The sequence below is a fragment of the Mucilaginibacter auburnensis genome, assembly GCF_002797815.1.
In the GTDB taxonomy this organism is placed as follows: domain Bacteria; phylum Bacteroidota; class Bacteroidia; order Sphingobacteriales; family Sphingobacteriaceae; genus Mucilaginibacter; species Mucilaginibacter auburnensis.
In genome coordinates this window covers 899,405-925,040 of the sequence record NZ_PGFJ01000001.1, presented here as the reverse complement: position 1 = coordinate 925,040, position 25,636 = coordinate 899,405, and the positions used below count along the sequence as shown (strand labels likewise).

20 protein-coding genes are annotated in these 25,636 nt (G+C 41.7%); 8 read left to right on the top strand and 12 right to left on the bottom strand.

The window, feature by feature from the left end:
* Nucleotides 1-61: 61 nt before the first annotated feature.
* The 6 genes from CLV57_RS04075 to miaB all read right to left on the bottom strand — a co-directional run bounded on the left by CLV57_RS04075 (nucleotide 62) and on the right by miaB (nucleotide 5,819).
* The gene (locus CLV57_RS04075; RefSeq protein ID WP_100340066.1) at nucleotides 62-355 is read right to left on the bottom strand and encodes a co-chaperone GroES; all 294 of its coding nucleotides are present in this window, start codon (nucleotides 353-355) and stop codon (nucleotides 62-64) included.
* 242 nt (nucleotides 356-597) lie between these two features.
* Complete coding sequence (secG, locus tag CLV57_RS04070; RefSeq protein ID WP_100340065.1) at nucleotides 598-972, bottom strand: preprotein translocase subunit SecG; 375 nt, start codon at nucleotides 970-972, stop codon at nucleotides 598-600.
* 8 nt (nucleotides 973-980) lie between these two features.
* A complete protein-coding gene (locus tag CLV57_RS04065; RefSeq protein WP_100340064.1) occupies nucleotides 981-2,474 on the bottom strand; it encodes a hypothetical protein in 1,494 nt (497 codons plus the stop codon).
* A gap of 21 nt (nucleotides 2,475-2,495) precedes the next feature.
* Nucleotides 2,496-3,017, bottom strand: coding sequence for an LPS assembly lipoprotein LptE (gene lptE, locus CLV57_RS04060; protein WP_100340063.1), 522 nt, complete (start codon nucleotides 3,015-3,017; stop codon nucleotides 2,496-2,498).
* Nucleotides 3,018-3,020: 3 nt separating this feature from the next.
* Entirely contained in the window at nucleotides 3,021-4,283 is a 1,263-nt protein-coding gene (locus tag CLV57_RS04055; protein WP_100340062.1) for a sigma-54 interaction domain-containing protein, read from the bottom strand.
* 105 nt (nucleotides 4,284-4,388) lie between these two features.
* Entirely contained in the window at nucleotides 4,389-5,819 is a 1,431-nt protein-coding gene (gene miaB / locus CLV57_RS04050; RefSeq protein ID WP_100340061.1) for a tRNA (N6-isopentenyl adenosine(37)-C2)-methylthiotransferase MiaB, read from the bottom strand.
* A 115-nt stretch (nucleotides 5,820-5,934) separates the two neighbouring features.
* On the opposite strand from miaB, the gene CLV57_RS04045 reads away from it, so the two are divergent.
* From CLV57_RS04045 to CLV57_RS04025, 5 genes are all read left to right on the top strand, one after another.
* Nucleotides 5,935-7,809 carry a hypothetical protein gene (locus CLV57_RS04045; protein ID WP_100340060.1) on the top strand — a complete coding sequence of 625 codons (1,875 nt, stop codon included), beginning with the start codon at nucleotides 5,935-5,937 and terminating at the stop codon, nucleotides 7,807-7,809.
* A 14-nt stretch (nucleotides 7,810-7,823) separates the two neighbouring features.
* Complete coding sequence (locus tag CLV57_RS04040) at nucleotides 7,824-9,611, top strand: hypothetical protein (RefSeq protein ID WP_100340059.1); 1,788 nt, start codon at nucleotides 7,824-7,826, stop codon at nucleotides 9,609-9,611.
* Nucleotides 9,612-9,711: 100 nt separating this feature from the next.
* Nucleotides 9,712-11,235 (top strand): sensor histidine kinase, encoded by a 1,524-nt coding sequence (locus CLV57_RS18535; RefSeq protein ID WP_211290021.1) that lies wholly within the window; start codon nucleotides 9,712-9,714, stop codon nucleotides 11,233-11,235.
* An 88-nt stretch (nucleotides 11,236-11,323) separates the two neighbouring features.
* Entirely contained in the window at nucleotides 11,324-11,728 is a 405-nt protein-coding gene (locus CLV57_RS04030) for a hypothetical protein (RefSeq protein WP_100340058.1), read from the top strand.
* A 61-nt stretch (nucleotides 11,729-11,789) separates the two neighbouring features.
* A complete protein-coding gene (locus CLV57_RS04025) occupies nucleotides 11,790-12,476 on the top strand; it encodes a LytR/AlgR family response regulator transcription factor (RefSeq protein WP_100340057.1) in 687 nt (228 codons plus the stop codon).
* A 31-nt stretch (nucleotides 12,477-12,507) separates the two neighbouring features.
* Here CLV57_RS04025 and CLV57_RS04020 read toward each other — a convergent pair whose 3' ends face one another.
* Both CLV57_RS04020 and CLV57_RS04015 read right to left on the bottom strand, forming a co-directional pair.
* Nucleotides 12,508-13,773 (bottom strand): asparagine synthetase B, encoded by a 1,266-nt coding sequence (locus CLV57_RS04020; protein ID WP_100340056.1) that lies wholly within the window; start codon nucleotides 13,771-13,773, stop codon nucleotides 12,508-12,510.
* A gap of 94 nt (nucleotides 13,774-13,867) precedes the next feature.
* Nucleotides 13,868-14,470, bottom strand: a complete 603-nt coding sequence (locus tag CLV57_RS04015; protein ID WP_100340055.1) for a porin family protein — start codon at nucleotides 14,468-14,470, stop codon at nucleotides 13,868-13,870.
* A 206-nt stretch (nucleotides 14,471-14,676) separates the two neighbouring features.
* On the opposite strand from CLV57_RS04015, the gene leuS reads away from it, so the two are divergent.
* Both leuS and CLV57_RS04005 read left to right on the top strand, forming a co-directional pair.
* Nucleotides 14,677-17,460 carry a leucine--tRNA ligase gene (leuS, locus tag CLV57_RS04010; RefSeq protein ID WP_100340054.1) on the top strand — a complete coding sequence of 928 codons (2,784 nt, stop codon included), beginning with the start codon at nucleotides 14,677-14,679 and terminating at the stop codon, nucleotides 17,458-17,460.
* Between the two features lie 205 nt (nucleotides 17,461-17,665).
* Nucleotides 17,666-18,721 (top strand): alpha/beta hydrolase family protein, encoded by a 1,056-nt coding sequence (locus CLV57_RS04005; protein WP_100340053.1) that lies wholly within the window; start codon nucleotides 17,666-17,668, stop codon nucleotides 18,719-18,721.
* Nucleotides 18,722-18,786: 65 nt separating this feature from the next.
* Here the strand turns inward: CLV57_RS04005 and CLV57_RS18300 are convergent, their stop codons facing one another.
* Nucleotides 18,787-19,314, bottom strand: a complete 528-nt coding sequence (locus CLV57_RS18300; protein WP_157799061.1) for a hypothetical protein — start codon at nucleotides 19,312-19,314, stop codon at nucleotides 18,787-18,789.
* A gap of 191 nt (nucleotides 19,315-19,505) precedes the next feature.
* On the opposite strand from CLV57_RS18300, the gene CLV57_RS03985 reads away from it, so the two are divergent.
* Nucleotides 19,506-21,023: a choice-of-anchor I family protein gene (locus CLV57_RS03985; protein ID WP_100340050.1), complete on the top strand. Its 1,518-nt coding sequence runs from the start codon at nucleotides 19,506-19,508 to the stop codon at nucleotides 21,021-21,023.
* A gap of 79 nt (nucleotides 21,024-21,102) precedes the next feature.
* Here the strand turns inward: CLV57_RS03985 and CLV57_RS03980 are convergent, their stop codons facing one another.
* From CLV57_RS03980 to CLV57_RS03970, 3 genes are all read right to left on the bottom strand, one after another.
* Entirely contained in the window at nucleotides 21,103-21,879 is a 777-nt protein-coding gene (locus CLV57_RS03980; protein ID WP_157799060.1) for a GLPGLI family protein, read from the bottom strand.
* A gap of 4 nt (nucleotides 21,880-21,883) precedes the next feature.
* The gene (locus CLV57_RS03975) at nucleotides 21,884-24,703 is read right to left on the bottom strand and encodes a TonB-dependent receptor (protein WP_100340048.1); all 2,820 of its coding nucleotides are present in this window, start codon (nucleotides 24,701-24,703) and stop codon (nucleotides 21,884-21,886) included.
* 184 nt (nucleotides 24,704-24,887) lie between these two features.
* Nucleotides 24,888-25,604 (bottom strand): hypothetical protein, encoded by a 717-nt coding sequence (locus CLV57_RS03970; protein WP_100340047.1) that lies wholly within the window; start codon nucleotides 25,602-25,604, stop codon nucleotides 24,888-24,890.
* Nucleotides 25,605-25,636: the final 32 nt, after the last annotated feature.

The following is a 25,636-nucleotide window of genomic DNA, read 5'->3' as shown; positions in this document are numbered from 1 at the left end:
TTGTAATGCTCAATTTAAGTTAACTTTTCAAACTTATAACCTTTCAACAATTTTCCAATAATTATACAGTAGCGTAAATATCAGATTCTCTCATGATCAGGTAGCTTTTACCATCAATGGTAATTTCCTGACCTGCAAATTTACCATAAAGCACTTTGTCGCCTTCTTTAACTGACAATGGTATTAAGTTACCTGTTTGTTCTGCGTATTTGCCTGGGCCTGCAGCAACGATAGTGCCGTGCTGTGGTTTCTCCTGTGCAGTTTCAGGGATATAAAGACCTGATGCTGTTTTGGTTTCGGCCGGAGCAGCTTCCACTACAATCCTGTCTCCGAGAGGTTTGATGTTTATTGACATAACTATACTATTTTTTAGTTTATATAAAGTTTTACTTAGTGCTTGCTTTTACACATCAATTATGCCAACTGCACAAAAAGTTAAAAATTGGCACTTTAGCTGTTTTATTGTCAGGTTTGCGTAAGCGGGTTATAACACGCTTAACCATGTTTTAACATAGAATGCCATCATGACAGTTAGCGAAACAAAAAAAGGCCTTGGGAAAAACCAAAGCCTTTTATCAAGAGGAGATTTAAAAACCCTTATTTTTTTAAAGAGTCTGTTGCAGCAGGTGCAGCAGCAGGAGTTGTTGCACCCGGGAATGCAGGCGCTGCAGAAGGCGTAGCAGTAGCAGGCGCTGCATTAAGCGACTTGTTGATCTGCTCTTGGTATTTGCTTGTTGGAGCAGCTGTACCGTCTTTTACTACCACGTTTATACCTAAAGCAAGTACCATTAACGTAATGGCTAATACCCATGTCCCTTTTTCTAAAAAGTCGCCGGTTTTTTGTACACCCATCAATTGCGATGAGGCTGAAAAGTTAGATGACAAACCACCACCTTTAGGGTTTTGTATCAACACAATAAGACCCAGCAAAGCGCATACTAACACCACCAGGATCACCAATACTATTAACATATCTTAGTTTAATTAATTTTTTTTTCTAATTGCTCAATTTGGCCTGCAAAGTAAAGGCTTTTTTCCGGGAATTTCAACATCAATTTTTTGTATGTCAAAATAGCCTTATGATACAGCATTTGTTCAGTATATATCTTAGCTAAAGTTTCCGTAACCAGTTCATCAATGTCTTCTGAACTTTTCTTAGCCTTGTTCTCATTATTCAGCTTAGCGCTTGCCGGATGCTTGATCTGGGGCTCCTCCTGTATAAAGCGTTCTATAATTTTATCAACCTTACTATCGGCAGGTGGCGGGGCATCAACTTTTGGAGGCACCAGGCTTAATTCGTTTACTACAGTAGTTACCGTTAGTATATTTTCCATGTACTGCTGTTGCAGATGATCGGCAGGCGGCTGAGGCTTTTGTATAGTGGCAGCTGCCTCTACAGGCTTTTGACCCTCAACAAACGGCTGATAAACTGCAGCATGTTCTTTACGGGTTTTGTCTAACCACCACATAAAGCTGTATGGCATCTTTTCATCGTTATACCTCGCCATCCGGTCGCCGGTTTTTCTGCCGCCGGGATGTGCCGCTATATTGGCGGCTTTCTGCTCTTCATCCTGAGGTAAGACAGGTTCAAAAACCTCGTAACTACTTTCAATGTTAGCGTCGTGTTTCGCTTCAGATTTTTCATCTTCTTCTTCACCTTCATGCTCTTCAGCAACCTTATCCATAATAGCCAGCTGCTCAAGGCCAATATCCTCGATGCTAACTATTTCTTCAAAAACATCGTCCTCGATTTCCTGGTGCGGATATACAGGTTTTTCGCCGATATCATTCAAAGAATTAGAGATATCATCAGTACGAGACATATATTCATCGAACTCATTTGCCGAAATCGGCTCAGACTCGTCACTGATTTCCGGTTCGGCGGTTTCTGATGCGTTTTGTTCAGTTTCAGTAAACGGCTCAGCTTCTGTTAACTCAGCAGTTTCTTCTTCCACAACTTCACCATCAATCACTTCATCCTGCGCAACTTCATCCTGAGTGATCTCTTGTTCGGCTATTTCGCTTTCTTGGTCCTCTTTGGCTGTTAGACCATTATCACCAACCTCTTCCGTCTCCTCATCTTCAAAGTAAGTCAGCTCACTATCTATCGGAACATGAAAATAGTTCGACTCATCAATAGCCAGTTGAGGTGGGGTAACAGTACTTGTAATATCGCGCAGTCTCTCTGTAGCGTTAGGCTGCTCAGAAAAAACTACTTGCTCATCAGCAACCGAACGAAGGGAGTTAACATCAGTGGCTATTTTATACAGCAATTGAGGGTCAACGTAAGCACTCGCGCTATTTATGCTTTGCTCATCGCGTGTTACAGCGAACATTGAGCGTAACAAACTGCTTTGCGGATACTTATTGATCAATAGCTGTAAGTTAGATGTATTGGAATGCGAAAGACCAGCCGGATTATCCAGCAGATCATAAAAAAAATCGTTACCGCTATTTGCTGTATTCTCGTTCACGCCGTTGAAGCTAAAAAATTGTTACCAATTATTAAAGGCTTTATTAAAAATATCGTCGATGATCTGATTGCTGAGCGTTTGCAACAACTGCTCTTGCTGCGATGCCAGGTTACCCGAATAGTTGATGCTCTTGCTGAAGTTCTGGTCAAACGAAAGGGTTTTCGTCTTATCGGCCGGAAAGTCAAACTTAACCCGAACAGTTAAAGTTAGCGCCTGTGCACCAGCTATTGGAGGAGCATTAGTATTGCCCGGTGCTTGAATAGATACCGGGGCACTCCGGTAATCGGTTATCGCACCCGTCATGCTGGCATCGCCTTCTCCGTTAACTACACTGAGGCGCGTGGTTGTACGTACCCGTGCTTTTAAAGCTTCTGTAAAAGTCGAGCTTAAAGTACTCACTACCAACGGCGCGTTATTTTCAAAAAAACCTATATAAATGGTTCTTAACTCATCCGGTATAGATTGGCTTTTAAGCGAATAGCAGCCTGGGGTTATCAGGCACAAGCTAAGCAGCAAAGGCGTTATCAACAGTAATCTCTTCATCACCTACAGGTTCAATTCTTTAATTTTTCTATACAAGGTACGTTCTGATATACCCAACTCATTGGCAGCAAGCTTACGTTTGCCTTTATGCTTTTTAAGCGCCTTGCGTATCAGGTCTGATTCCTTTTCTACCAACGATAACGATTCTTCTACCTCTTCGGTATGTTGCGTTATGCTAAAATCGTCATCATTTGCAGCAATAGGCCCGGGTGTTATATTGTTAATGGCATTAACGGGCTGCTGTATGGTAAACTGTGGCTCGGTGGCAACAGGCAATTCAATATCCCGGTACAACTGCGTAAGCGTTTGCGAGTGGTTAGCATAGTTAGGCACAGCACCGCCGTGCTCTATCATATCAACAACCAGCTTTTTAAGCTCTACCATATCGCGTTTCATATCAAACAACACTTTGTATAATATGTCGCGTTCAGAAAAATCTTCTTTAGGCTGATTGTCTAACCGCATGGGCAGGTTACGGTTATTACCGTCAGACGGAATATAGGTTAGCAGTGTTTGCCCGGTTATCATGTGATTTCGCTCTAAAACCGCTAACTGTTCGGCCATATTTTTTAACTGCCTTACATTACCCGGCCAACCATAGTTGCTCAGTATCTGCTGTGCTTCCTCATCTAACTGAATAGGCGGAGTACGGTATTTATCAGTAAAGTCTGATGTAAATTTGCGGAACAGCAGATAAATATCTTCCTTTCTTTCACGTAACGACGGGATGCGTAAAGGAACCGTATTTAAACGATAGTACAGGTCCTCACGAAACTTTCCATTTTTTACTGCATCATAAACATCAACATTGGTAGCTGCTATAACACGTACGTTGGTTTTCTCTACCTTTGATGACCCTACGCGTATATACTGGCCGGATTCTAAAACCCGCAGTAAACGCGCCTGCGTACCCAAAGGCATTTCGGCAATCTCATCCAAAAATATGGTGCCACCGTTAACGGTTTCAAAATAGCCTTTACGCTCGCCAACTGCGCCCGTGTATGCACCTTTTTCGTGACCGAACAGCTCCGAATCAATAGTTCCCTCGGGTATGGCGCCACAGTTAACTGCTATAAACGGCCCATGTTTACGCTGACTGATGTTGTGTATAATGTGCGAGAACACCTCTTTACCACTACCGCTTTCGCCGGTAATAAGTACCGAAATATCGGTAGGTGCCACTTGTCTTGCTATATCTATTGCCCTGTTCAACAACGGCGAATTACCGATGATGCCAAAGCGTTGTTTTATTTCTTGTATCTCCATACCCCCTGGCCCCCTAAAGGGGGAATATAAGCCACCAATGCATGTGAGAATTGGTGGAGTGTTATTACTATATTAATAAGCTTTACCTCAATCCATAACTCCCCTTCAGGGGGTTTGGGGGATTATTCTTCCCATCAACGTAGCCGTAGTGCATCTTTCCGCCATCACATTAACATATTGGCCAGGTTTATATCTTTCATCAACTGGAAATACCATCATGGCATTTTGATCTGTACGGCCCGCATAATCGTTCTTTGATTTTTTTGAAAACCCTTCAATCAACACCCTTTGAACCTTGCCAATTTGCGCCTGCAGGCGCTGATGCGAATGTTGCTGCTGCAAAGCAACAATCTCAGTTAAGCGTGCTGCCTTTACAGGCTCAGGTATATCATCAGCGTAACGCTTGGCTGCCAGCGTTCCCGGTCTTTCAGAATACATAAACATGTAAGCAAAATCATATTTTACATACTCCATCATGCTCACTGTCTCTTTATGTTCTTCATCGGTTTCGCTGCAAAAGCCGGTTATTACGTCGGTTGAGATAGCGCACTCCGGCATAATCCTGCGAATAGCGTCAATACGGTTAATGTACCATTCACGGTCGTAAGTTCGGTTCATCAACTCCAACACGCGGCTATTGCCTGATTGTACCGGCAAATGAATGTATTTGCAGATATTATCATGCTTTGCCATGGTATACAGCACTTCGTCAGTAATATCTTTGGGATGCGAGGTAGAGAAACGCACACGCAGATCAGGATTGATCAACGCCACCATCTCTAACAAATTGGCGAAGTTCACCTTTTCAGTTTCATCTTCGCTAGCCCATTTGTAGGAATCAACATTCTGTCCCAGCAAAGTAACCTCACGATAGCCCGCGTTAAACAAATCAGTAGATTCTTTTACTATTGAGAACGGATCGCGGCTACGCTCGCGGCCGCGGGTAAACGGCACTACGCAGAACGAACACATGTTGTCGCACCCGCGCATAATTGATACAAAAGCGTTTATACCGTTACTGTTAAGTCTTACCGGATTAATATCAGCATAAGTTTCCTCGCGAGAGAGCAATACGTTTACTGCCTTTTGACCACTATCAACCTGGTCTATCAGATTAGGAAGATCGCGATATGCATCAGGCCCTACCACTACGTCAACCAGTTTTTCTTCTTCTAAAAATTTTGCTTTCAAACGTTCGGCCATGCAACCCAGCACACCTACCACCATTCCCGGATTTTTAGACTTGGCAGTCTTAAATTCTTTCAGGCGGTTGCGCACACGTGTTTCGGCATTTTCGCGGATAGAACAGGTATTGATAAATACCACATCGGCACTGTTGAAATCGCCGGTGGTTTCAAAACCTTGTTCTGATAAAATAGAAGCTACAATCTCGCTGTCAGAAAAATTCATGGCGCAGCCATAGCTTTCTATATATAGTTTGCGCCCGGCATTTTTTCCATCAACAGGCTCTAATAACAAAGCCTCACCCTGCCTGCTCTCATCATGTGTTTTATCCGGAAGAACCAAATCTATCATTGCTTATAAAAATTGAGCTGCAAAAATACACAAAATTTATATACCGAGTGACAGATTGGCAGAATTAACAATTCTCCGCTTTTGTTGTTATAGTGTTTCATGCTCAACAATTTAAATGGATAAAACTACTTCACCTCAGAAAAAAAAGTTCCCCCGCTGGCCTTTCATTGTGTTAGGTTTTGTATTAATTATTGGTGCCGCAGCCTGGTATGCTTACAACCATTATTTTGCCGATAACAGGTGGAAACCCATTTTGCAAGCCAAGTTAAAAGAGATGGTGCAACAATCAAGCGATAGTTTGTATCGAATAGAATATTCTGATTTTGATGTGAGCCTGGCTTCGGGCGATGTGACACTATCAGATTTTAAACTGGTGCCCGATACCGCAGTTTACAACAAACTGGTAAGTAATAAAAAAGCTCCCGACAACCTGTTTATGCTGAGTGTAAATAAACTCACCATAAAAAACATTGGCGCGAAAAAGGCTTATCAGGATAAAATACTTGCCGTTAACAGCATCACTATTGATAAACCTGATCTGACAGTGATCAACAAGCGTTATGCTTTTAACGACACAGTTAAAGTAGGCAAGCCACAAACGCCGTATGAAATAATAAAAAAAGCCTTTAAGGAGCTCCGTATTGATTCAATATCCCTTAAGGATATCAGCCTGAATTACATTAATAAAAATGAACCGGTAACTAAGCAAACGGCGATTAAAAATCTGAACATCAATATATCAGGGCTATTGGTTGATTCGCTATCAGCGCAAGACAGCAGCAGATTTTACTACACCAAAGGCATTGAATTTATTATCAATAATTACAAGGTTAAAACGCCCGACAGCTTATACACCTCAGAAATTGACCGGATATATTTTTCGACCGCAAAGCGCATGATACAACTGGACAAGGTTAATTTAAAACCGCGTTACAGTCGCGCCGAATTTTATGAAAAAAAAGGCGAGGGTGGTGACATCTTCACACTTAAATTTAAAAAGATAGCCATTACTGACATTGACCTGCAGCGTTTTCTGCGCGACCAAAAACTATATGCCGGCGTGATGGATATTGAAGATGCAGATGTAAACATTTACGCCAACGGTATTTATAAAGGCAAAAAAACCAGCAAAATAGGTAAAGACCCGCATCAGGCTTTGCAAAAGGTGGCTTTAGATATGAAACTGAGCCGCCTGAATATTAAAAAAACTGATATCACTTATGCCGAAACAGATGCCACCACTCGTCAAACAGGTGTTATTACGTTTAAAAACACTAATGGGCACTTTTTAAATGTTACCAATGACCCTGATGTTAAGCGTAAAAATCATTTCATGACCGCCAGTATTAACACCTATTTTATGGATGCCGCGCCGCTTAACGTAAATTTCAAATTTGACCTCGCCGCTAAAAACGGTGCGTTTAATTACTCAGGCCATTTAGGTGGTTTTGACGGAGGAGTTCTTAACCGTTTGGTTAAACCATTGGCTATGGTACAAGTACGCTCAGCAAAAGTTAAGCGCCTGGATTTTAATATTGATGCTACTAATTACGGCGGAAAAGGCATTGTCAAATTCTACTATAAAGATCTTAATGTTCAACTGTTAAAAAAGGCCGCAAACGGAAAAGGCTTTGAAAACCAGGGCTTACTTTCAACTGTAGCCAATTCCCTTATTATTGAGAATGACAACCCGGATAGTAAAGGTGTTTTCAGACCCGGTCCTGTAAACATGGGGCGCGAACCGACGGTTTCCTTTTTTAGCTTTTTATACAAGGGTTTGTTAGAGGGAATAAAACCAAGCATTGGTTTAGACAAGAAAACTGAGGGCAGCATACAAAAGGTAGCAGAAAAAGTGAGTTCTGTGCTTGACCAGTTCAAAAAATTCAAAGAAAACCGTAAATTGAGGCGGGAAGAACGCAGGCGCAAAAAGGAACAGGAAAAAGCGCTTGAGGAAAAGGAAAAGGCGAAGAAAGAAGCTGAGCAGAAGTAGGCGGGAAACTAATTATGGCTATTAAATTTTTGAGGACCAAACGCAGCCGGATAATTGCCGCGGCCATTACTATACCCGTTGTGCTATTGCTTATAGCAGCATTGGTTATTAACAGGTATTGGTCGCCTATATTGGCGGGTAAACTCAGAGATGCTGTAATTAAAGGGAGTGATAGCCTTTACCGTGCTGATTTTTCGGATGCGCAGCTACACATTTTACAGGGCAAAATAATGCTCTACAACGTTTCGCTAACACCTGATACTGACGTTTACAGGCGCCGCATCAAACGCGGAACTGCCCCCAATAATTTGGTAAAGTTCAATGCCCGCCGCATCATTGTGTCAGAGATCCATCCCTTTAAACTATACTTTAGCAAGGTGATAGATGTTGGCCGCATTGCCATCAACTCTCCTCATATACAAGTCAGCTATCAGCTTAACCATACTAAAGATACCACCGACAAAGATCACCGCACAGCCTGGCAAAAGCTATCTAAGAATTTTAAGTCGGCACATGTTGGCAATATATTTTTAGATAATATTTCTTTTAAATACGATGACTATTCGGGTAACAAGGTGGAGGTTTCTGAGATCAAACAAATGAGCTTGCATGCAAACGATCTGCTCATTGATTCAACTACGCAAACAGATCGTTCCAGACTGTTATACTGCAAAAATATAATAGCTGACATAAAAAATTATGCCGGCCGTTCAGCCGACGGGCTTTACAGGTATAGTTTTAAAAGATTAAAGCTTTCCACCGCAATATCGCAATTGCACGTTACTGGCTTTAAACTGGACCCGGTTGATGTTGATGCCTTTTTTGCTAAAAGCAATAAAGACAGGATGACCGTTGAGTTAGATTCCATACAACTTAACAACTTTGATTTTCTTTCCTACCAGAAATATCGCAGCCTTACAGCCAGTAGTTTAATGATAAAGGGAGGCATGTTTGATGTGTTTAATGCTCCTAATAAACTGCCAACTAAAAAAGACAAGTTGGAAAACTTTCCGCATGTGGCTTTGCGCAAATTAAAAACCGACCTGATAATTGATACTGTACAGATAAAGCACCTGGACGTTACCTACAATGAAATAGGCAAAAAATCAAAAAAGACCGGCACGCTTTCGTTTAATAACACCAACGCTACTTTTCTAAACCTTACCACTAATCCTAACGCCCTAAAAAAAGACAGCATTGCTACCGCTGAAGTTAACAGCATGTTTATGGGTCAGGGTAAGCTTAATATTTCGTTTAGGTTTAATTTGCAGGCGCGTAACGCGCCGTATAGTTATAAAGGGCATTTAGGTGCTATGCCCTTAGAAGCAATGAACAAAGCAACGATGGCTTTTGCTATGGTGAAAATTACCGACGGCACCCTAAAAAGCTATGACTTTAATGTGTATGGCGATGCAACCCGCGCACATGGCAATATTGCTCTTTTATACAACGATGTAAAGGTGCGCTTGCTGCGTGTGGGTGATAGCCAGATGTACTCGCGTAAACTGATACCTACTTTATTTGCCAACCTGTTTATTTTAAAACATAACAATCCGGATAAGCCGGGCGAAGCCCCACGTGTATTCAAGGTTGCCTTTAAACGACCAAAGGACTTTTCCTTCTTTAAAACGCAGTGGCGTGTAATGCTTTCGGGCCTTAAGCCTACCATAGGTTTGGATGCTAAAACCGAGCAGGCTGTAACAAAACGAATGGCCGATATGAAGCAGAAAAAAGATGATAGGGCCAAAAAGAAAAAAGACCAAGCACTAAAAAAGAAACATAAATACCCCTACGGAGCATAGTACGCTATACATTTCATCACTTGCTTTAGCAATTTCATCACAAAAGCTTAGTCTGAGCCAGGTTGCTGCTTACCTTGCAGCATATTTAAACCACGTTACAATGGAATACGGCTTAGCTATTGAAAAATATAACAAAAAAGAGTTTTGGGTTGTTACCGCGTGCTTTTTGCTGCTTGTATTAAATCTGTTAAAGGTTACTATCGAAAACGGTTATTGGTCGTCGCCGGCAATTAATTCAATAGACTCATATAGTACAAATGCTTTCCTCCCACGGTTTTTCAATTTTTTTGTACTTTATATCGCCTATATATATATTCACTTTATATTAGTTAAAAGGTTTCTTGTTGCCAACAATGATGCAATTGCAACAAATATCCTGTTAGCGTTAGTACCATTTGCCACAGTAGTTTTGTTTTGGACATTGTCAGACATATGGAAAAGTTACTCGTTCTACTACTTTTTTGAGGATATCCGGTTTAACATTGCCACGGGCATAAAATTAGCTATACGCAACCTCTTAAAGCTATGCTTTATTGCGGGTGTTTACATCATTTATTCGTACGTTAAATATGAGGGATTTTTATTCAAAGCAGTAGAAAATTTATCCGCTCATGCAAAAAGAGTATTACTTGAGTCGTTTTGGGCAGTAGTAGTATGGTTTGTTGTATTTAGGTTACTGGTAACTGCTGATGTTCGCGATAACCTTATCTTACTATGGATATGGGCAATATTGCCTGCAATACCGGTATATCTGTATACGTCATTAGCGTTAATTCCTCAGATCAAAAATCAGGGTAAAGACTTTTGGATCTATTGGGCCAGGATGGCGCTTATTGGTTTGGTTATACTTTTACTGGTTTTTGTTTTCTTTTTGGCTTTGAATGGTTTGAGGCGAAACCAAACCATGTTATTTGTCATTGCTTTTTTATACGTATTGTTTCAGATCGCCGTAACCGTGCCTTTAAGTTGGGCCGTTTACCATCATCGTTTAAACCTTTTTAAAGAAATTTCGGGCTTAAAAACTGCACTCGGTCAATCATCAGCCAATCTTGATTTTCTACGATCACAGATCAATCCGCACTTTTTATTCAATGCCTTAAACACCCTTTACGGCACTGCTATACAGGAACACGCGGACCTTACAGGCGAAGGCATTCAAAAACTGGGCGATATGATGCGTTTTATGCTGCATGAGAATACGCAGGAAAAAATATCGTTGTTGCGAGAGGTTGATTACCTGAAAAATTACATCGACCTGCAAAAACTACGGACGCATACATCACCGGATATTGTTATTCAAACAGAGATTGAGGAAACAATAAACGGACTACAGATTGCCCCTATGTTATTGATACCTTTTGTTGAGAATGCCTTTAAGCACGGCATTAGTCTGCGTGAGGCATCGTACATCAAAATATCGCTGCATACAGAAGATAACAAGTTATTTTTTGACATCTACAACAGCGTACATCAAAAAACCGGAACGGACCCTGAAAAAAACAATAACGGTATTGGTTTAGAAAATGTAAAGCAACGCCTGCAGCTATTATATCCAGACAGGCACGAACTGATGATACGGCAAAGCGGTAAAGAGTACTTCGCGCATTTAACAGTGCAACTTTAACAAGTTTCATCACAAAACAATCAGGTTACATCACAATTAATTGGGCAGGTATGTCTTAGCGGCTACTCTTGTATTAAAATTAAGCGGCATGAAAAAACTATTCCTTACCTTATCCATACTGGCCTGTGCAACAATAAGCATAGGCCAGTTACAACGCGCTGTTGTGGGCAAAAGTTCGGTTAATGCAAAATCCTGTGCAGAAAACAAGTGGTTAAAAAGTGGCTTCAACGCCGCAACTGATGGGTTAAATAATCACAAAACATGGTCGGCGGAATCATTGATCAACATATTTATCCCGCAGCTTGAAAGTGTTGAAAAAACTGATTTACAGCAGGTGATGAGCTTAAGTATATCTGTAAAAACCGAAAGCCTGCTACGAGCCGAATTAAATTATCATTATAGCGATAAGCTGATAAAGTTTTGCAGAAACATAAAACGAAAAATTTTAAGACGCCCTCACCTGCATAACAACAGACGGCTAATTATTATTTAACTGTACAACCTTGATATTAACAAGTAATTTTAAAGATTTAAACATTGAACTATATTAAACCATGCTTACCGCAATAGCCATTGATGATGAACCTTTAGCGTTGGAAGTAGTAAGATCTCACGCTGACAAGGTGCCTTTTGTTGACCTTAAGGCCAGCTTTACCGACGCATTTAAAGCTATGGCGTATTTGCAACAGGAACATATAGACCTACTTTTTATGGATATAAAAATGCCTGATATAAGCGGAATAGAGTTAATGCGCTGCCTGAACAAGAAGCCAATGGTAATATTCACCACGGCCTATAGCGAACACGCTGTTGAAAGTTTTGAGCTGGATGCAATTGATTACCTGCTAAAACCTTTTTCGCTGGCTCGTTTTACTAAAGCATGCAATAAAGCTAACGAGTTGTTTTTGCTGCGCGAAAATGTGAACGATAAAAAGAACTACATTTTCTTGAAAACCGGGTATGATCAGGTTAAGGTTAATTTTGACGATATATGCTTTGTGGAAGCTACGGGCAATTACGTCAACTTTGCCTTAAGCAATAGCACCGTGCTTACCCGCATGACCATTACTGAGGCGGAAAGCATCCTACCTGTGGATCAATTTATTCGTATACACAGATCTTTTATAGCAGCTAAAAATAGAATTGAAAAGATAGAGCGGCACCAGATCAATTTGAACGGGGCAATTTTACCCGTGGGCAGCACTTATCTGCAAAACCTTGATGATATTGGAAAACGTTAGGTGAACTAGCGCTACTAAAAATTAGTATTGATCAGGTTTTTTGCTTCTTTTTCTTAGCGGCAGGGAATAACACATTATTCAGTATCAACCTGTAACCTGCCGAGGCCGGGTGGAGGTTCAAGTCAGTAGGCGGATCGCTTACCTGGTGCTGGTAATCTTCCGGGTCGTGCCCGCCGTAAAAGGTCCATTGCCCTTTGCCGTACTCGCCATGTATGTAGCGCACTTCGTTACCTGTTTTCATTTCGCCCATAATAACAACACCCGGCTTAATTACGCTTTTATTAAAGGCTGTTGTTAACCCTTTAAACCCTTTTATCACTTTATCATGATCTTGCGTTAGCATGCTGGGCACAACATCCCATTTAGCCGAAAAATCAAAAAGCGTAAAAAAGTCTTCCGTGCGATCAACTGTACGACTGGTATTTACATCTATGTTGCTGAATGTATGCGAGTAGGGGTCCATATCCAGTCTGAAATTCTGAAACGCGAAGGTCTGGCTAAAATCAAGTTTGGCTTGCGCGTTCGGATCGGCGCGGTCACCATCAAACATCGCTTCGCAAATATCAGTATTGGCGGCAGAAAGGGCTATATCAAAAGTTTCGGCACCAGCGCACATGGCAAACAAAAACCCTCCACCCGAACAAAAGTCGCGTATATGCTCGGCAACGGCCAGCTTCATTTGCGATACCTTTTTAAAGCCAAGCTTTTTGGCCATAGCTTCCTGCACACGCTGGTCATCGCGGTACCAGGCCGCATTGCTGTAGGTAGCGTAAAATTTGCTGTATTGCCCGGTAAAATCTTCATGGTGCATGTGCAGCCAGTCGTATTTAGGCAGTTCACCGCCTATCACCTCTTCATCATACACAACATCAAAGGGTATTTCGGCGTACTTGAGCACCAGGGTAACGGCGTCATCCCAGGGCATTTTATTTTTAGGAGAGTACACAGCCATTTTAGGCGCTTTTTCCAATTTAACAACATCCATGTTAACTGACGGATCGCTAACTTCGGTTATGATGGTACTGGCATCGGCATCGCTTATCACTTCATAGCTAACACCGCGTATTTTACATTCTGTTTCAATGGTACTGCTTTGTTGCGCCATAAAGCTGCCACCACGGTAATTAAGCAGCCAATTGATCTCGCCGCCATTTTTTAGCACCCAAAAGGCTATACCATATGACTTAAGGTGATTTTTCTGCGCCTCATCCATTGGTATCAATATAGAAGTGGCCCTGCTTGTCAACGACAAAAAAAAGCAGGCAACCAACAGTATATATCTCCAACCTAACCTCATGCTCAAATTAACGAATAAAATTTGAGGCTATTGTAAGGTGTGGCTGTAATAAATACCGCTGTTGCCTGCTGTTATCAGTAATTAGCCCTTAAGCTTAGAAGTTAAAGCCAATGTTAAATGCACCTCTAACGCTGCGTATAGCATAGGGTGATGCTCCTTCAGCGAAAAGATCAGTAACGCCATTCTGACCATCAAATTCAATAAAAAACTTAGTTTTATCAGCAACAGGCAGCTTTACACCAATGCCGTAGGCCAAACCGCCATCTGCAGAGTTAAAAAACTGTTTTAAAGAACCGTTGAATTGTGAAGCGTCCGCACTTAACAAGAAACCTACATAAGGACCAAAGTTTAAATACCAGTTTCTGGTTTTACCAAAATGCCAGTTGGCCATAACCGGAACTGTTAAATAGTTTAAAGAAAAGTCAATCCCTTTTGCTTCTCCTAAATATCCTTCAGCCCAGCCTTTTTGGTCATAAATGGCCTTTGCTTTAAGACTCCACCTGTCAGAAAAATAATTATCTACTGAAATAGCCGCGTTAAAGCCTGATTTTGACTTGGTGGAGTGATTATTGTCATTGCTAACAGACGCACCGTTATAACCAATGCCAATACCTAATTCAACGCCTTTTGATTGTTGTGCGTGTGCAAGCGTAAAAAAGCCCAACACCGCAAATAGAGTGGTAAAAAGTTTTTTCATAATTGTGATAAAAGAATTGTTAACGCAAAAGTAAGCTTTTGCTTTAAACCCACTGTTTAATTGCTGTTACAAAAAACTAACCATTTAGTAGCAAGCAATTAAATAGAACGTGGTTATGCAAACGTGTTCCCAGTAAAACCAATTAAACTACTATACTAATAGAGTTTTTACTAATTTCGCGATTTATCATTCTGGAGAAACCACCAATGGATTATCAATTTAAGGATATAGAGCAAAAATGGCAACAGTTTTGGGCCGATAACGGAACCTTTAAAGCTGAAAATAACAGAGCGAAACCCAAGTATTATGTACTTGATATGTTTCCTTACCCATCAGGAGCAGGACTGCATGTTGGTCATCCACTGGGCTATATAGCTTCTGATATTTTTTCCAGATACAAACGCCTGCGTGGTTTTAACGTTTTGCACCCAATGGGTTATGATTCATTTGGTTTACCGGCCGAGCAGTACGCCATACAAACCGGTCAGCACCCCGCGGTAACTACCGAAGCCAACATAGCCACCTACCGCCGCCAGTTAGACCAGGTTGGTTTTTCATTCGACTGGAGTCGCGAAGTGCGTACCAGTTCGCCCGGGTACTATAAGTGGACACAGTGGATATTTATGCAGTTGTTCAACTCATGGTATAACAAAACTGCAGATAAAGCTGAATCTATTGACCAATTGATAGCACATTTTGAAGCCAATGGTTCTGGCGGTGTTAACGCCGTGTGTGATGAAGATACGCTAACTTTTACTTCGGATGAGTGGAACGCGTTTGACAGCAAAAAGCAGCAGGGAGAGTTGTTAAAATATCGCTTAACCTACCTGCGCGAAAGCACCGTTAACTGGTGCGCAGCACTAGGTACTGTATTAGCTAATGATGAAGTAAAAGATGGCTTTAGCGAGCGCGGTGGTTACCCGGTTGAGCAAAAGAAAATGATGCAATGGAGCATGCGCATCACCGCTTATGCCGACCGCCTGTTGCAAGGCCTGGATACCATTGACTGGCCCGAGCCACTTAAAGAAATGCAGCGCAACTGGATAGGCAAAAGCGTAGGTGCTTCGGTTAAATTCCAGATTGAGCAAAGCGTTCACGCTATAGAAGTTTTCACCACCCGTGTTGATACTATTTTTGGGGTTACTTTCATTGTACTTGCTCCCGAACATGAATTGGTAGCAGAACTTACCACTTCGGCACAAAAGGAGGAAATTGATGCCTACATCACCCAAACAAAAAAGAAATCAGAATTGGACCGTATGGCTGATGCCAAAACAGTATCAGGCGCGTTTACGGGCAGTTATGTGCTTAACCCGCTTAACGGTGAGCGTGTACCTATTTATATTGCCGATTATGTATTGGCAGGCTATGGTACCGGCGCGGTAATGGCTGTTCCAAGCGGAGATCAACGCGACTTTTTGTTTGCCAAACATTTCAGCCTGCCCATCATCCCGATACTTGATACACAAAACATTGTTGACGAGGCCGACCCTACCAAAGAAGGTAAATACATCAACTCTGATTTTATAAACGGATTGAACTACAAAGAAGCTACCGCTGCAACTGTTGCCAAGCTGGAAGAAATAGGTGCCGGCAAAGCCAAGATAAACTTCAGAATGCGCGATGCCATATTTGGCCGACAGCGTTACTGGGGTGAGCCTGTTCCGGTTTATTTTAAAGATGGTTTGCCGCAACTGATAGACGAAAGCGAATTACCTTTAATACTACCGGAAATTGATAAATACCTGCCAACCGAAACCGGCGAACCACCACTGGGCCGTGCTGAAGATTGGAAATACCATAACGAATATCAATACGAACTTTCAACCATGCCGGGCTGGGCAGGCAGCAGCTGGTACTGGTACCGCTACATGGATGCACATAATGATACTGCATTTGCATCGCCGGAAGCTATTGAATACTGGAAAGACGTTGACCTTTACATAGGCGGCAGCGAACACGCAACAGGGCACTTGTTGTATAGCCGTTTCTGGAACAAGTTTTTAAAAGATATTGGTAAAGCACCTGAAGAAGAACCTTTTAAAAAGTTGATCAACCAGGGGATGATACAGGGGCGAAGCAACTTTGTGTATCGTTTGATAGATGAGCAAGGCCGCGGCACCAACACCTTTGTATCACATGGCTTGATAAAAGATCACAATACGTCACCTATCCATGTCGACGTAAACATTGTGGAGAATGATGTGCTGAACTTAGAGAAGTTTAAGTCTTGGAGGCCTGAATTTGCTGACGCAGAATTTATATTAGACGGCGGCAAGTATGTTTGTGGGGTAGAGATTGAGAAAATGTCAAAACGCTACTATAACGTAGTTAACCCTGATGATCTTTGCCAACGCTACGGTGCCGATACCCTCCGCATGTACGAGATGTTTTTAGGTCCGCTTGAGCAAAGCAAGCCATGGAATACTAACGGCATTGAAGGCGTGTTTAAATTCCTGCGTAAATTCTGGCGCTTGTTCCATAATGATGCATGGGAGTTTACCGTGACTGACGCGGAGCCAACCAAAGCTGAGTTAAAATCATTGCACAAGATCATCCGTAAAGTGGAAGAAGATATTGAGCGTTTCTCATTCAACACGTCGGTATCCAGCTTCATGATAGCAGTTAACGAATTGACCGATCAGAAATGTAACAAGCGCGCTGTGTTGCAGGATCTGGTTATTATCCTGTCGCCCTATGCTCCGCATATTTGCGAGGAGCTATGGTCACTATTAGGCAATGAAGCAGGAACGTTATCATACGCTGCATATCCTAAATTTAATCCTGCTTATTTGGTTGAGGATGAGTTTGCTTACCCTATCTCAATCAATGGCAAAACAAAAATGAATCTGAATATTCCGTTAACCATGGAACCCAAGGATGTTGAAGCCTTTGTTTTAGCTAACGCCGATGTACAAAAATATTTGGACGGCAAGCAACCAAAGAAAGTGATTGTAGTGAAGGGCAGGATTGTGAACATGGTAGTATAACTAACTGAACCATGATTTATAAAATTAAAGGATGACAGGATTACTGTCATCCTTTTTTATTAAGGACAAAATTGACAGCCAATTATTTTGTGAGTAAGGTTTTGGTGCTGCATGTTTAAAATTAGTGATAACTTTAATTAATTATCTACTAAATTGAAAAGGTAATCCTATAATGCACAAAATCCTACTAATCTTAGTTCAGACAATGAGCAGATTAATATTTCTATTTCTCCTACAAACTACATTATCTTTCGCCCAAATCCCGCCCTACCCACCTGCCGATCAGGTAGCCCGAGATTTTAAAGCCCTGTTGCAACGCCCTGTTACAAACCCACGTCCATCGTTCACCGTTACCTATACCGACAGTATGAACATTGAGCGGGGCACCATTTACACCGAAGCCACCGAGAAGATGCCGGTTGTAATTTACAAGCCAATTACAAAAGGTCAAACCCGATTCCCCACTGTTGTATTTCTGCACGGAACAGGCGGCAATAAAGAAATTGGCGAAGTACGCGCTGTATTACTACCACTGGTAAAGGCGGGCTTCATGGCTGTTGCTATAGATGCTCGTTACCACGGCGAACGTGTACCCGGTGGTGCGCTTGGGAGTAAAGAATATGTTGAAGCCGCTTATCAGGCTTTTAAAAATAACAACGCGCAACAACACCAATATCCGTTTTTGTATGATACCGCTTATGATCTGACCCGACTGGTAGATTACCTTGCTACCCGCGCTGATGTTGACAGCACACGCATAGGTATGGGTGGTATATCAATGGGTGGCATTGAAACTTACATGGCAGCTGCCATTGAACCCCGCATAAAGGTTGTTGTGGTAGGTATTGCCGCGCAAAGCTTTAAGTGGATATTAGATAACAACCAATGGCAGGGCCGAACAGGTACCATCGCCGATGCGCATAAAAAAGCTTCTGTTGACATAGGCGATAAAGATATAAACACAAAAAATGTGAAAGCAGTTTGGGAGAAGATCATCCCAGGTGTTACGGACGAGTTTGATTGCCCTTCGCTGTTAAGACTTATAGCACCAAGACCGTTGTTGATCCTGAGTAAGGATAAAGACCCTAACAATCCGTACGGCGGTGCACAGATAGCTTTCGCATCTGCTACCAATGCTTATAAAACGCAGAAAGCCCTTAACAACCTCAGCATTTTGGTTCAACCTAACTTAGGTCACGTTTTTAACGCTACCGATACATGGCTTAGCGTTGAATGGTTTAGGAGGTGGTTATTCAAATAATGCCTGCAAAACAAATAAAGCCATTCAAAAACGAATGGCTTTATTTATAATATTGATGTCTGTTATTACATTCCACCTGCACCACCCGCTCCGGCAGCACCTGAACCAGAACCAGCGCCAGTACCAGGACTTACGCTACCCGGTGTAGACATTCCCGGCGTGGTACCTACGCCCGGGGTTGTTGGTCGTGCTCCCGGTGTTGTTGTACCCGGAGTAGTTGGTCTTACACCCGGAGTAGCCGGTGTTGGTGTTACCGGCGTTACGCCCGGCATTGGTGTTGGTGTTACGCCGGGAGTTACCGGAGTTGTTCCAGGCATTGGTGTTGGTGTTACGCCCGGTGTAACGTTATTAGGCGTTGTAGTTGGTAACGGACTTGGAGTTGTATTTGGGTTGGGAATAGGATTAGGAGTTACCTGCGGAGGTAATGTTCCTGGCTGATTTGATTTTGGTCTGGCAACCTGGCCGGGAACTGTATCTGTTTTAGCAATAAAATTTTGCTTGCCCGTATTTATTTGATGCGGGGCGGCTACCGCTCCTACTCCCAGTATGGCCGCTACGGCCACAGCTGCTGTCAATGCACTCATCTTTTTCATAGGTTTCATTCAATTTAAATATTTTAACTAAACCTTTACACATATCATACCAAAGCCGTACCAACATCAAAATTTCTAACTTATAAGTAGGTTTTAAATTCGCTTTCCCTTAACAAATACTTAATTACAGCGCTAAATTCTCTTAATACGGCTCCAATAGTTTTGTGCTTTTAATTAAAGCGAAAATTATTATGAAGAGAACTTTACTTATGTTGGTTGTGGCTGTTGGGTTATTTAGTTGTAAAAAAAACAGCGTTGAACCTACGCCCGAACCTGAATTTTTTGTAAACGAAGATCCCTCAACCTTTGCCGAAATTGGCACGATTGACATTGGCGAAGTAGGTGCCGCCGAAATTTCAGCTTATGATCCATTAACCAAACGCCTTTTTGTAGTTAATAATGGTACCGTTAATAAAGTTGATGTAATTGATTTTAGCAACCCTGCTGCCATGAAGGTTATCCAATCTATCCCGATGGCTCCCTATGGTGGCGCAGTTAACAGCGTAGCTGTTTCAAACGGAAAAGTGGCTGCAGCTATTGAATCAACAGATAAACAGGCTAATGGCAAAGTTGTAGTTTTCAAAACCGACGACTATAGCGTAGTTGCACAAGTAACGGTTGGTGCCCTGCCTGATATGGTGACTTACAGCAACGATGGTAAATTGATACTAACCGCTAACGAAGGAGAACCTAATGATACGTACACTAACGACCCGGTTGGCAGCGTATCAATCATCTCCGTAAACGATAATTATGCTGTAACTACACTTGATTTTTCAGGCTTTGAAGGACAGAAAGCCGCGTTGGTGGCAAAGGGCTTCCGCATTTTCGGTTTGGGTTTAAACTTTGCAAAAGATATTGAGCCCGAGTACATCACTGTATCAGAGGATTCAAAAACAGCTTGGGTAACATTGCAGGAAAATAACGCCATTGCAAAGATCAACCTTACTACAAAAACCATTACAGACATCTTACCATTAGGATTTAAAGATTATAATGTTGATGGCAATGAAATTGACCCGAGCGACAAAAACACAGGAACGCCACTTGCAAAATGGCCGGTTAAAGGTATTTACATGCCTGATGGCATTGCTGTAAGCGAATTAAACGGCACACCGTATTTATTCACAGCTAACGAAGGAGATGCGCGCGAATATTCTGCCTTTGCAGAGGTTTCACGCGTTAAAGATATCACTTTAGATCCAACAGTTTTCCCTAACAGAGCCGATCTGCGCAAGGATGACCAGTTGGGCCGTTTGAACATTACCAAAACATTGGGAGATGCTAATGGCGATGGCTTGTATGAAGGAATATATTCATTAGGTGCTCGCTCATTCAGCGTATGGAACGGCAACACAGGCGCGCAGATATTTGACAGCAAAAACGAACTGGACGTTAAAACAATTGCAGCCAACGTGTATGACGATGGCCGCAGCGACGATAAATCTGTTGAACCGGAAGGCATAACCATTGGCAAAATAGGCAACAAACAAGTAGCATTTGTAGGCATGGAACGTGCAGATGCCGTTGCTGTTTATAACATTACCGATCCAACCAAGCCAACATTTTTACAACTGATTAAATGTGGCGACGCACCCGAAGGTGTTTTGATCATTCCTGCTAAAAACAGTCCTACTAAAAAGAGCCTTTTAGTGGTAAGCAGCGAAAATGATGGTTTTGTAAAAGTTTACACGCCTCAAACCTTATAATAAAAACCAGTTAATAAACGAAAAGCGCTGCCGGTCCGGCAGCGCTTTTCGTTTTTATGGTTTAGGTTGGATGCAGGGTTTACAATAAATAGGCTTTATAATACAACTGTAGTATAGTTACATCGCCCTGGCCCTTTAACAATTTATCAAGCAACACTCTAAAATCTTTACTGGTAGTTGCCTTGCCTTTTTTAGGCGGCACAAGTGTTGCAGTGGGTACAGATGCTTCGGTAACTTTGGTTGCCAGCCAGCTAATATTCTCGTGCGGCAGGGCAACCTGTAGTATCATTCCCGGCAAGCCATTAAATGATTCGGGGCCGCCGGATACAGGTATCTTTTCTGCATAAAAAGCCACCACATAAATGGAGTCCATAATTATTGCGTTGGCGCGGCGGCAGGTATAGCCCAAAATATCCCGGGTCTCATCAGTAATTTTCCAATTAATTTGGCGTGTACTGTCAGTGAGTAACAGCATATCGCCATACACTTCTTTCTGCGTAATGGCTTTGCTTGCAGTAAAATCTGTATATACCGTATTAAACTGCTCCATAATTGGCAAACCTAAACTTGGCGGTCTTCCTTCGGGAGCAATAGGGGTGTACAAGGTTTTATTATCGCCAAATACCATAGTACTTTTTAAAGTTCTAAACTGCGGCTCTTTGGCTTTTAACTGCTCAAATGCGGGCCTGTAAAATGCCTCATTGCTCTTGGTGAACATACGCGGGATGATAGCATGCGTATTCGAACTTTTTTGATACTCTATAGTACCGGTTGTTGTAAACCTGGCATTTTGGGCTTGCGCCACACTGCAAACTGCAGTTAAAATAAGTGTTAGGCTTTTTATGATAGTTTTCATTGTATTATTGTTTAGGAGTTCCTGCGCCCATTTTATTAAAATCCCAGCTAACTGATAGCATAAAATATCTTTTGATGGTAGTAAAGGTATTTTGGTTGATCTGGTTGCCATTAACTGACCGGTTAAAGCCGTTATTCTGATTTAACAAGTCGTTGGCTGATGCTGTAACTTTTAAAGCGTTGCTTTTAAAGAACATTTTAGATAAGGAGGCGGTCACAATGGTTCTTGAAAAGCCATCTAAACCGTTTGCCGCGCCGGTATAGGTATAAGTAGCTTCTGATATGATCTGGAATTTAGCAGGCAGATAATATCCGAAGTATGCATTCCCTCTAAAATCTTTACTATTTACGTTTGTAATTTGCCCTTGTTGTGTCAGCTTTCTGATGCTGTACTGAGGACCGCCGGATAGGTACAGATCATACTTGTTAGCTGCATATTTTGATAATGAAAAGTTTAAAGCGTAGCTACCGTTTTCAGATCTGTTTAACGCAGTTGTATTTTTTGATGCATCTGTATACTGCCTGGTAACCTGATTGAATGATACGTTATTACTTGTACTTGCAGTTAAAGCAGCCTGCACTCCGCCCCATATGTTACGACCGTAGTTAATACTTAGGTTGTAATTATAAGGGTTTTTCTCAGAAGTGTTAACCGTTTGCGATATGGTTTTACCCTGATCAACACCATCCAAAATATTGGTAGTATTACTTACAAACGCATTAGTTGTAAAAGCATAGCCACCACTTACATAGAAGCGCTGCCCGCTTAAAGGCTTATAATTGGTGTAATACAAGTTGAATCGGTTTGAAAATGATGGTTTCAGGTTTTCGTTACCAATATTTTGGAAATAAGGATTGGTATTATCCAATACAGGTTGCAACTGGCTTATGCTCGGCTGTTGGGTGCTACCATTGTAATTAAAGTTAAAAACCGATTGCTGGCCAAAACGGTACTGATACGTTGCCTGTGGCATCCAGTTAATAAAGTGCCGCTCATAGATCATTCCTTTCAACTCATTGTCTTGTTTAAATTGAACATCAGTAACACGGGTACCAAAATTTAAGGTGGTTTTACCTTTAAGATAATTTAAGATGGCACCACCCTGATGAGCAATTTGATTCAGCTTAAAGCTGTTGCTAACTAATGGGTCAAGATCATCATACTGGCCATTGACCTTATTGTAAGCCAACCTTTCAGAAGTTGCGTTATTGGTATTTATACCATAGTTCACAACCAATGATAAGGCCTGCGTAAGCGGTTCAGTGTAAGTCAGGTTAGAGTTAAACGCGGTACTTTTACTTGAACCCGGTTTTTTCTGGTCAACTATTCTGGATGATTTAACAGTACCTGTAAGCAGATCATAATTATCAGCAGTAGTATAAAGCGATTCTTCTCTCTCGGCATTATCAATAGTAGTCCCCAATAATAATGAAAGGGTACGGCCTTTCTTTTTCAGCTTCCGGGTGTAAAAAGCGCTCGCGTTCATCACACGCTGGTCTGTTTTTACAGAGTTAACACTGGTTGAGTAGTTTTGTAGTTTGTCATTATTGTAAATGGTCTCATCACGATCAGTATTCTGCGTGGAGTTTCTTAATGAACCGTCAATTGTGATCTTTACGTTGCTTACTGAGTCAATCGTTAAAATAGATGCGGCATCCAGCTTTTGTCTTAAGCCCGAATTGCTGAATCTTTGATTAGAAATTGTTGTGTTTACCTGTGTACCCAAGTTGTTTTGGTTGATGTTATTTACATCTCCAACCACTTCTAACTGACCCAGTTTATAATTGGTGTTGATGGTATACTTATCTTTTGCACCCCATTTATTATCATAGTGAACACCGCCCGAGCGTGATATTGGGAAGCCTCTGCCATCATAATACAGATCATTCCCGCTGGTAGTTATCATGATACCGCCGCCGTCCATAACGGTAACGTTACCGGCATCGCCATATTTTTGTTCATCCTGAAAGCTAAGTCCGGTTCGGCCGTTGTTAGAGAGTGTGGCATTAAAGGCAAATTTCTCTTTGTTTTGAAATTTGTTCATCATAACCTGCCCCGAATAAAAGGCCTGAGTGGCAACCCCCGCATCAACTTTGCCAAAGTAGCCGCTTTTCTTATCGTCTTTTAATACCACGTTCATGGTCAACGTTTTTTTGCCGTCATCAATACCTGTAAAGGCTGCCTGGTCACTTTTCTTTTCAAACATCTGCACTTCCTTCACCATATCTGCCCGTATGTTTTTAGTAACCAATGTGGGGTCATCGCCAAAAAACTCTTCACCACCTAAAAGCACTTTCTCAACGGTTTTACCATTGGCACTTATCTTGCCGTCTTTATCTACCGTAACACCGGGGAACTGCTTCATCAGATCCTCCACCTTCGCGTTAGGCTGCACTACAAAAGCAGCTGCGTTAAAAACGGTGGTATCGCCTTTAATTTTTATGGCCGTGGCCTTGCCTTTAATTACAATGTCCTGCAATAATTTGGCTTTAAGCACCATGCCTATACGGCCAAAATCTTTTGCGGGTGCTGTCGCATCCAGCGAAAAGCTTTCTGTATAGTCTGCATATTCCGGATAAGTAACCAGTAACAGGTACTTGCCGCCTGGAATATTGCTTATAGCGAAGTTGCCATCCTGGCTTACCCGGGTAAACTTTACCATAACGGAGTCTTTGGCGCGCAGCACCAGTACAGATGCGTTGTGTAATTTAGCTGCTGCGGTGGTATCAACCACGGCGCCTTTAACCGAAAAAGCATTTTGCGCTTTTGAAGAAAAAGATAGCAGCAAGAGTAGTGAAACAATTGTGTAGGTTAGAAATTTCATAAAAGGTTATTGGTTGTGCGAATATATAACTAAGGTTTTAGGATTTTAGTATTTAAAAATTCTTTTTAACAATAATTAACACATTTATTACACTTAATGTAATACAATGCGCAACTAAGTTACCGTGTTAAGACGCAGCAGGAAACCAAATGTTACGAAAGTATCGTAGAAAGGGGTGAAATTATTATGCGGCGTTAGAAATGAACTTTACCAGGCAACGTTTGGCTATTGGCAACAGCGTTTGCTCCAGTGGAAAAGTAACATCTGTATGCAAATAATATACCGCGGGATTAGGCAGATGTTTATGTTTGCGGATCAGATCAAGTTTAACGGCCTCGGGGGTGTTGGCTAAACTTTGCTCGTAGGTGTCTATCAATTTTATATTGATGCCCCGGTATTTATCATTCCTATCTTCAAAAATGGTAAAATGATATTCATAAACCCTGTGTGTACGCTCGCTGCCGTTGCGTAAGGAAAAGTATCCGCTGTAAGGTATAAGTGGCATAATGCCAACCGGCGTAATGTTAAGGCGGCTCTCCACATATTCAAATATTTCCTGACTTGTTTTTATGGCCGGATTCATTTTATACATGGCATAAGCAATGATCTGCTCAATTTCCAGCATAGTGCTATCGTCTTCCACTATTTTCTCGTAAGTGAGCTTTACCGCGGCAATGTCGGCTTCGGTAAGGCGTTGCGGAAATGAGTTTTGCAGTGTTGTTTTGTTCTGCTTAAAATGCACCAGATTGTTGTAGTGGAACACTAGATCGCTTAAAGTTGGGTATAAGCGGGTATCATCAAAGTGTTTTTGAATTTGTTGCAGATAGTCAAGCAATATGTATTTTTTGTATTCAAAATCTATAGTGCCCTCAATAAACCAGTTAATACCTAATGATTTCATTGTAACCTCCTTGTAACACCCTTAAATTATAT

Excerpts from the sequence above, each read along its gene's own strand:
- CLV57_RS04005 (WP_100340053.1), top strand. The coding sequence starts at position 17,666 with ATGAGCAGATTAATATTTCTATTTCTCCTACAAACTACATTATCTTTC.
- CLV57_RS04025 (WP_100340057.1), top strand. The coding sequence starts at position 11,790 with ATGCTTACCGCAATAGCCATTGATGATGAACCTTTAGCGTTGGAAGTA.
- lptE (WP_100340063.1), bottom strand. The coding sequence starts at position 3,017 with ATGAAGAGATTACTGTTGATAACGCCTTTGCTGCTTAGCTTGTGCCTG.
- CLV57_RS03970 (WP_100340047.1), bottom strand. The coding sequence starts at position 25,604 with ATGAAATCATTAGGTATTAACTGGTTTATTGAGGGCACTATAGATTTT.
- CLV57_RS04020 (WP_100340056.1), bottom strand. The coding sequence starts at position 13,773 with ATGAGGTTAGGTTGGAGATATATACTGTTGGTTGCCTGCTTTTTTTTG.
- CLV57_RS03975 (WP_100340048.1), bottom strand. The coding sequence starts at position 24,703 with ATGAAATTTCTAACCTACACAATTGTTTCACTACTCTTGCTGCTATCT.
- CLV57_RS04030 (WP_100340058.1), top strand. The coding sequence starts at position 11,324 with ATGAAAAAACTATTCCTTACCTTATCCATACTGGCCTGTGCAACAATA.
- CLV57_RS04055 (WP_100340062.1), bottom strand. The coding sequence starts at position 4,283 with ATGGAGATACAAGAAATAAAACAACGCTTTGGCATCATCGGTAATTCG.
- CLV57_RS03985 (WP_100340050.1), top strand. The coding sequence starts at position 19,506 with ATGAAGAGAACTTTACTTATGTTGGTTGTGGCTGTTGGGTTATTTAGT.
- miaB (WP_100340061.1), bottom strand. The coding sequence starts at position 5,819 with ATGATAGATTTGGTTCTTCCGGATAAAACACATGATGAGAGCAGGCAG.
- leuS (WP_100340054.1), top strand. The coding sequence starts at position 14,677 with ATGGATTATCAATTTAAGGATATAGAGCAAAAATGGCAACAGTTTTGG.
- CLV57_RS03980 (WP_157799060.1), bottom strand. The coding sequence starts at position 21,879 with ATGAAAACTATCATAAAAAGCCTAACACTTATTTTAACTGCAGTTTGC.
- CLV57_RS04045 (WP_100340060.1), top strand. The coding sequence starts at position 5,935 with ATGGATAAAACTACTTCACCTCAGAAAAAAAAGTTCCCCCGCTGGCCT.
- CLV57_RS04075 (WP_100340066.1), bottom strand. The coding sequence starts at position 355 with ATGTCAATAAACATCAAACCTCTCGGAGACAGGATTGTAGTGGAAGCT.
- CLV57_RS04015 (WP_100340055.1), bottom strand. The coding sequence starts at position 14,470 with ATGAAAAAACTTTTTACCACTCTATTTGCGGTGTTGGGCTTTTTTACG.
- CLV57_RS04040 (WP_100340059.1), top strand. The coding sequence starts at position 7,824 with ATGGCTATTAAATTTTTGAGGACCAAACGCAGCCGGATAATTGCCGCG.
- CLV57_RS18300 (WP_157799061.1), bottom strand. The coding sequence starts at position 19,314 with ATGAAAAAGATGAGTGCATTGACAGCAGCTGTGGCCGTAGCGGCCATA.
- secG (WP_100340065.1), bottom strand. The coding sequence starts at position 972 with ATGTTAATAGTATTGGTGATCCTGGTGGTGTTAGTATGCGCTTTGCTG.
- CLV57_RS18535 (WP_211290021.1), top strand. The coding sequence starts at position 9,712 with ATGGAATACGGCTTAGCTATTGAAAAATATAACAAAAAAGAGTTTTGG.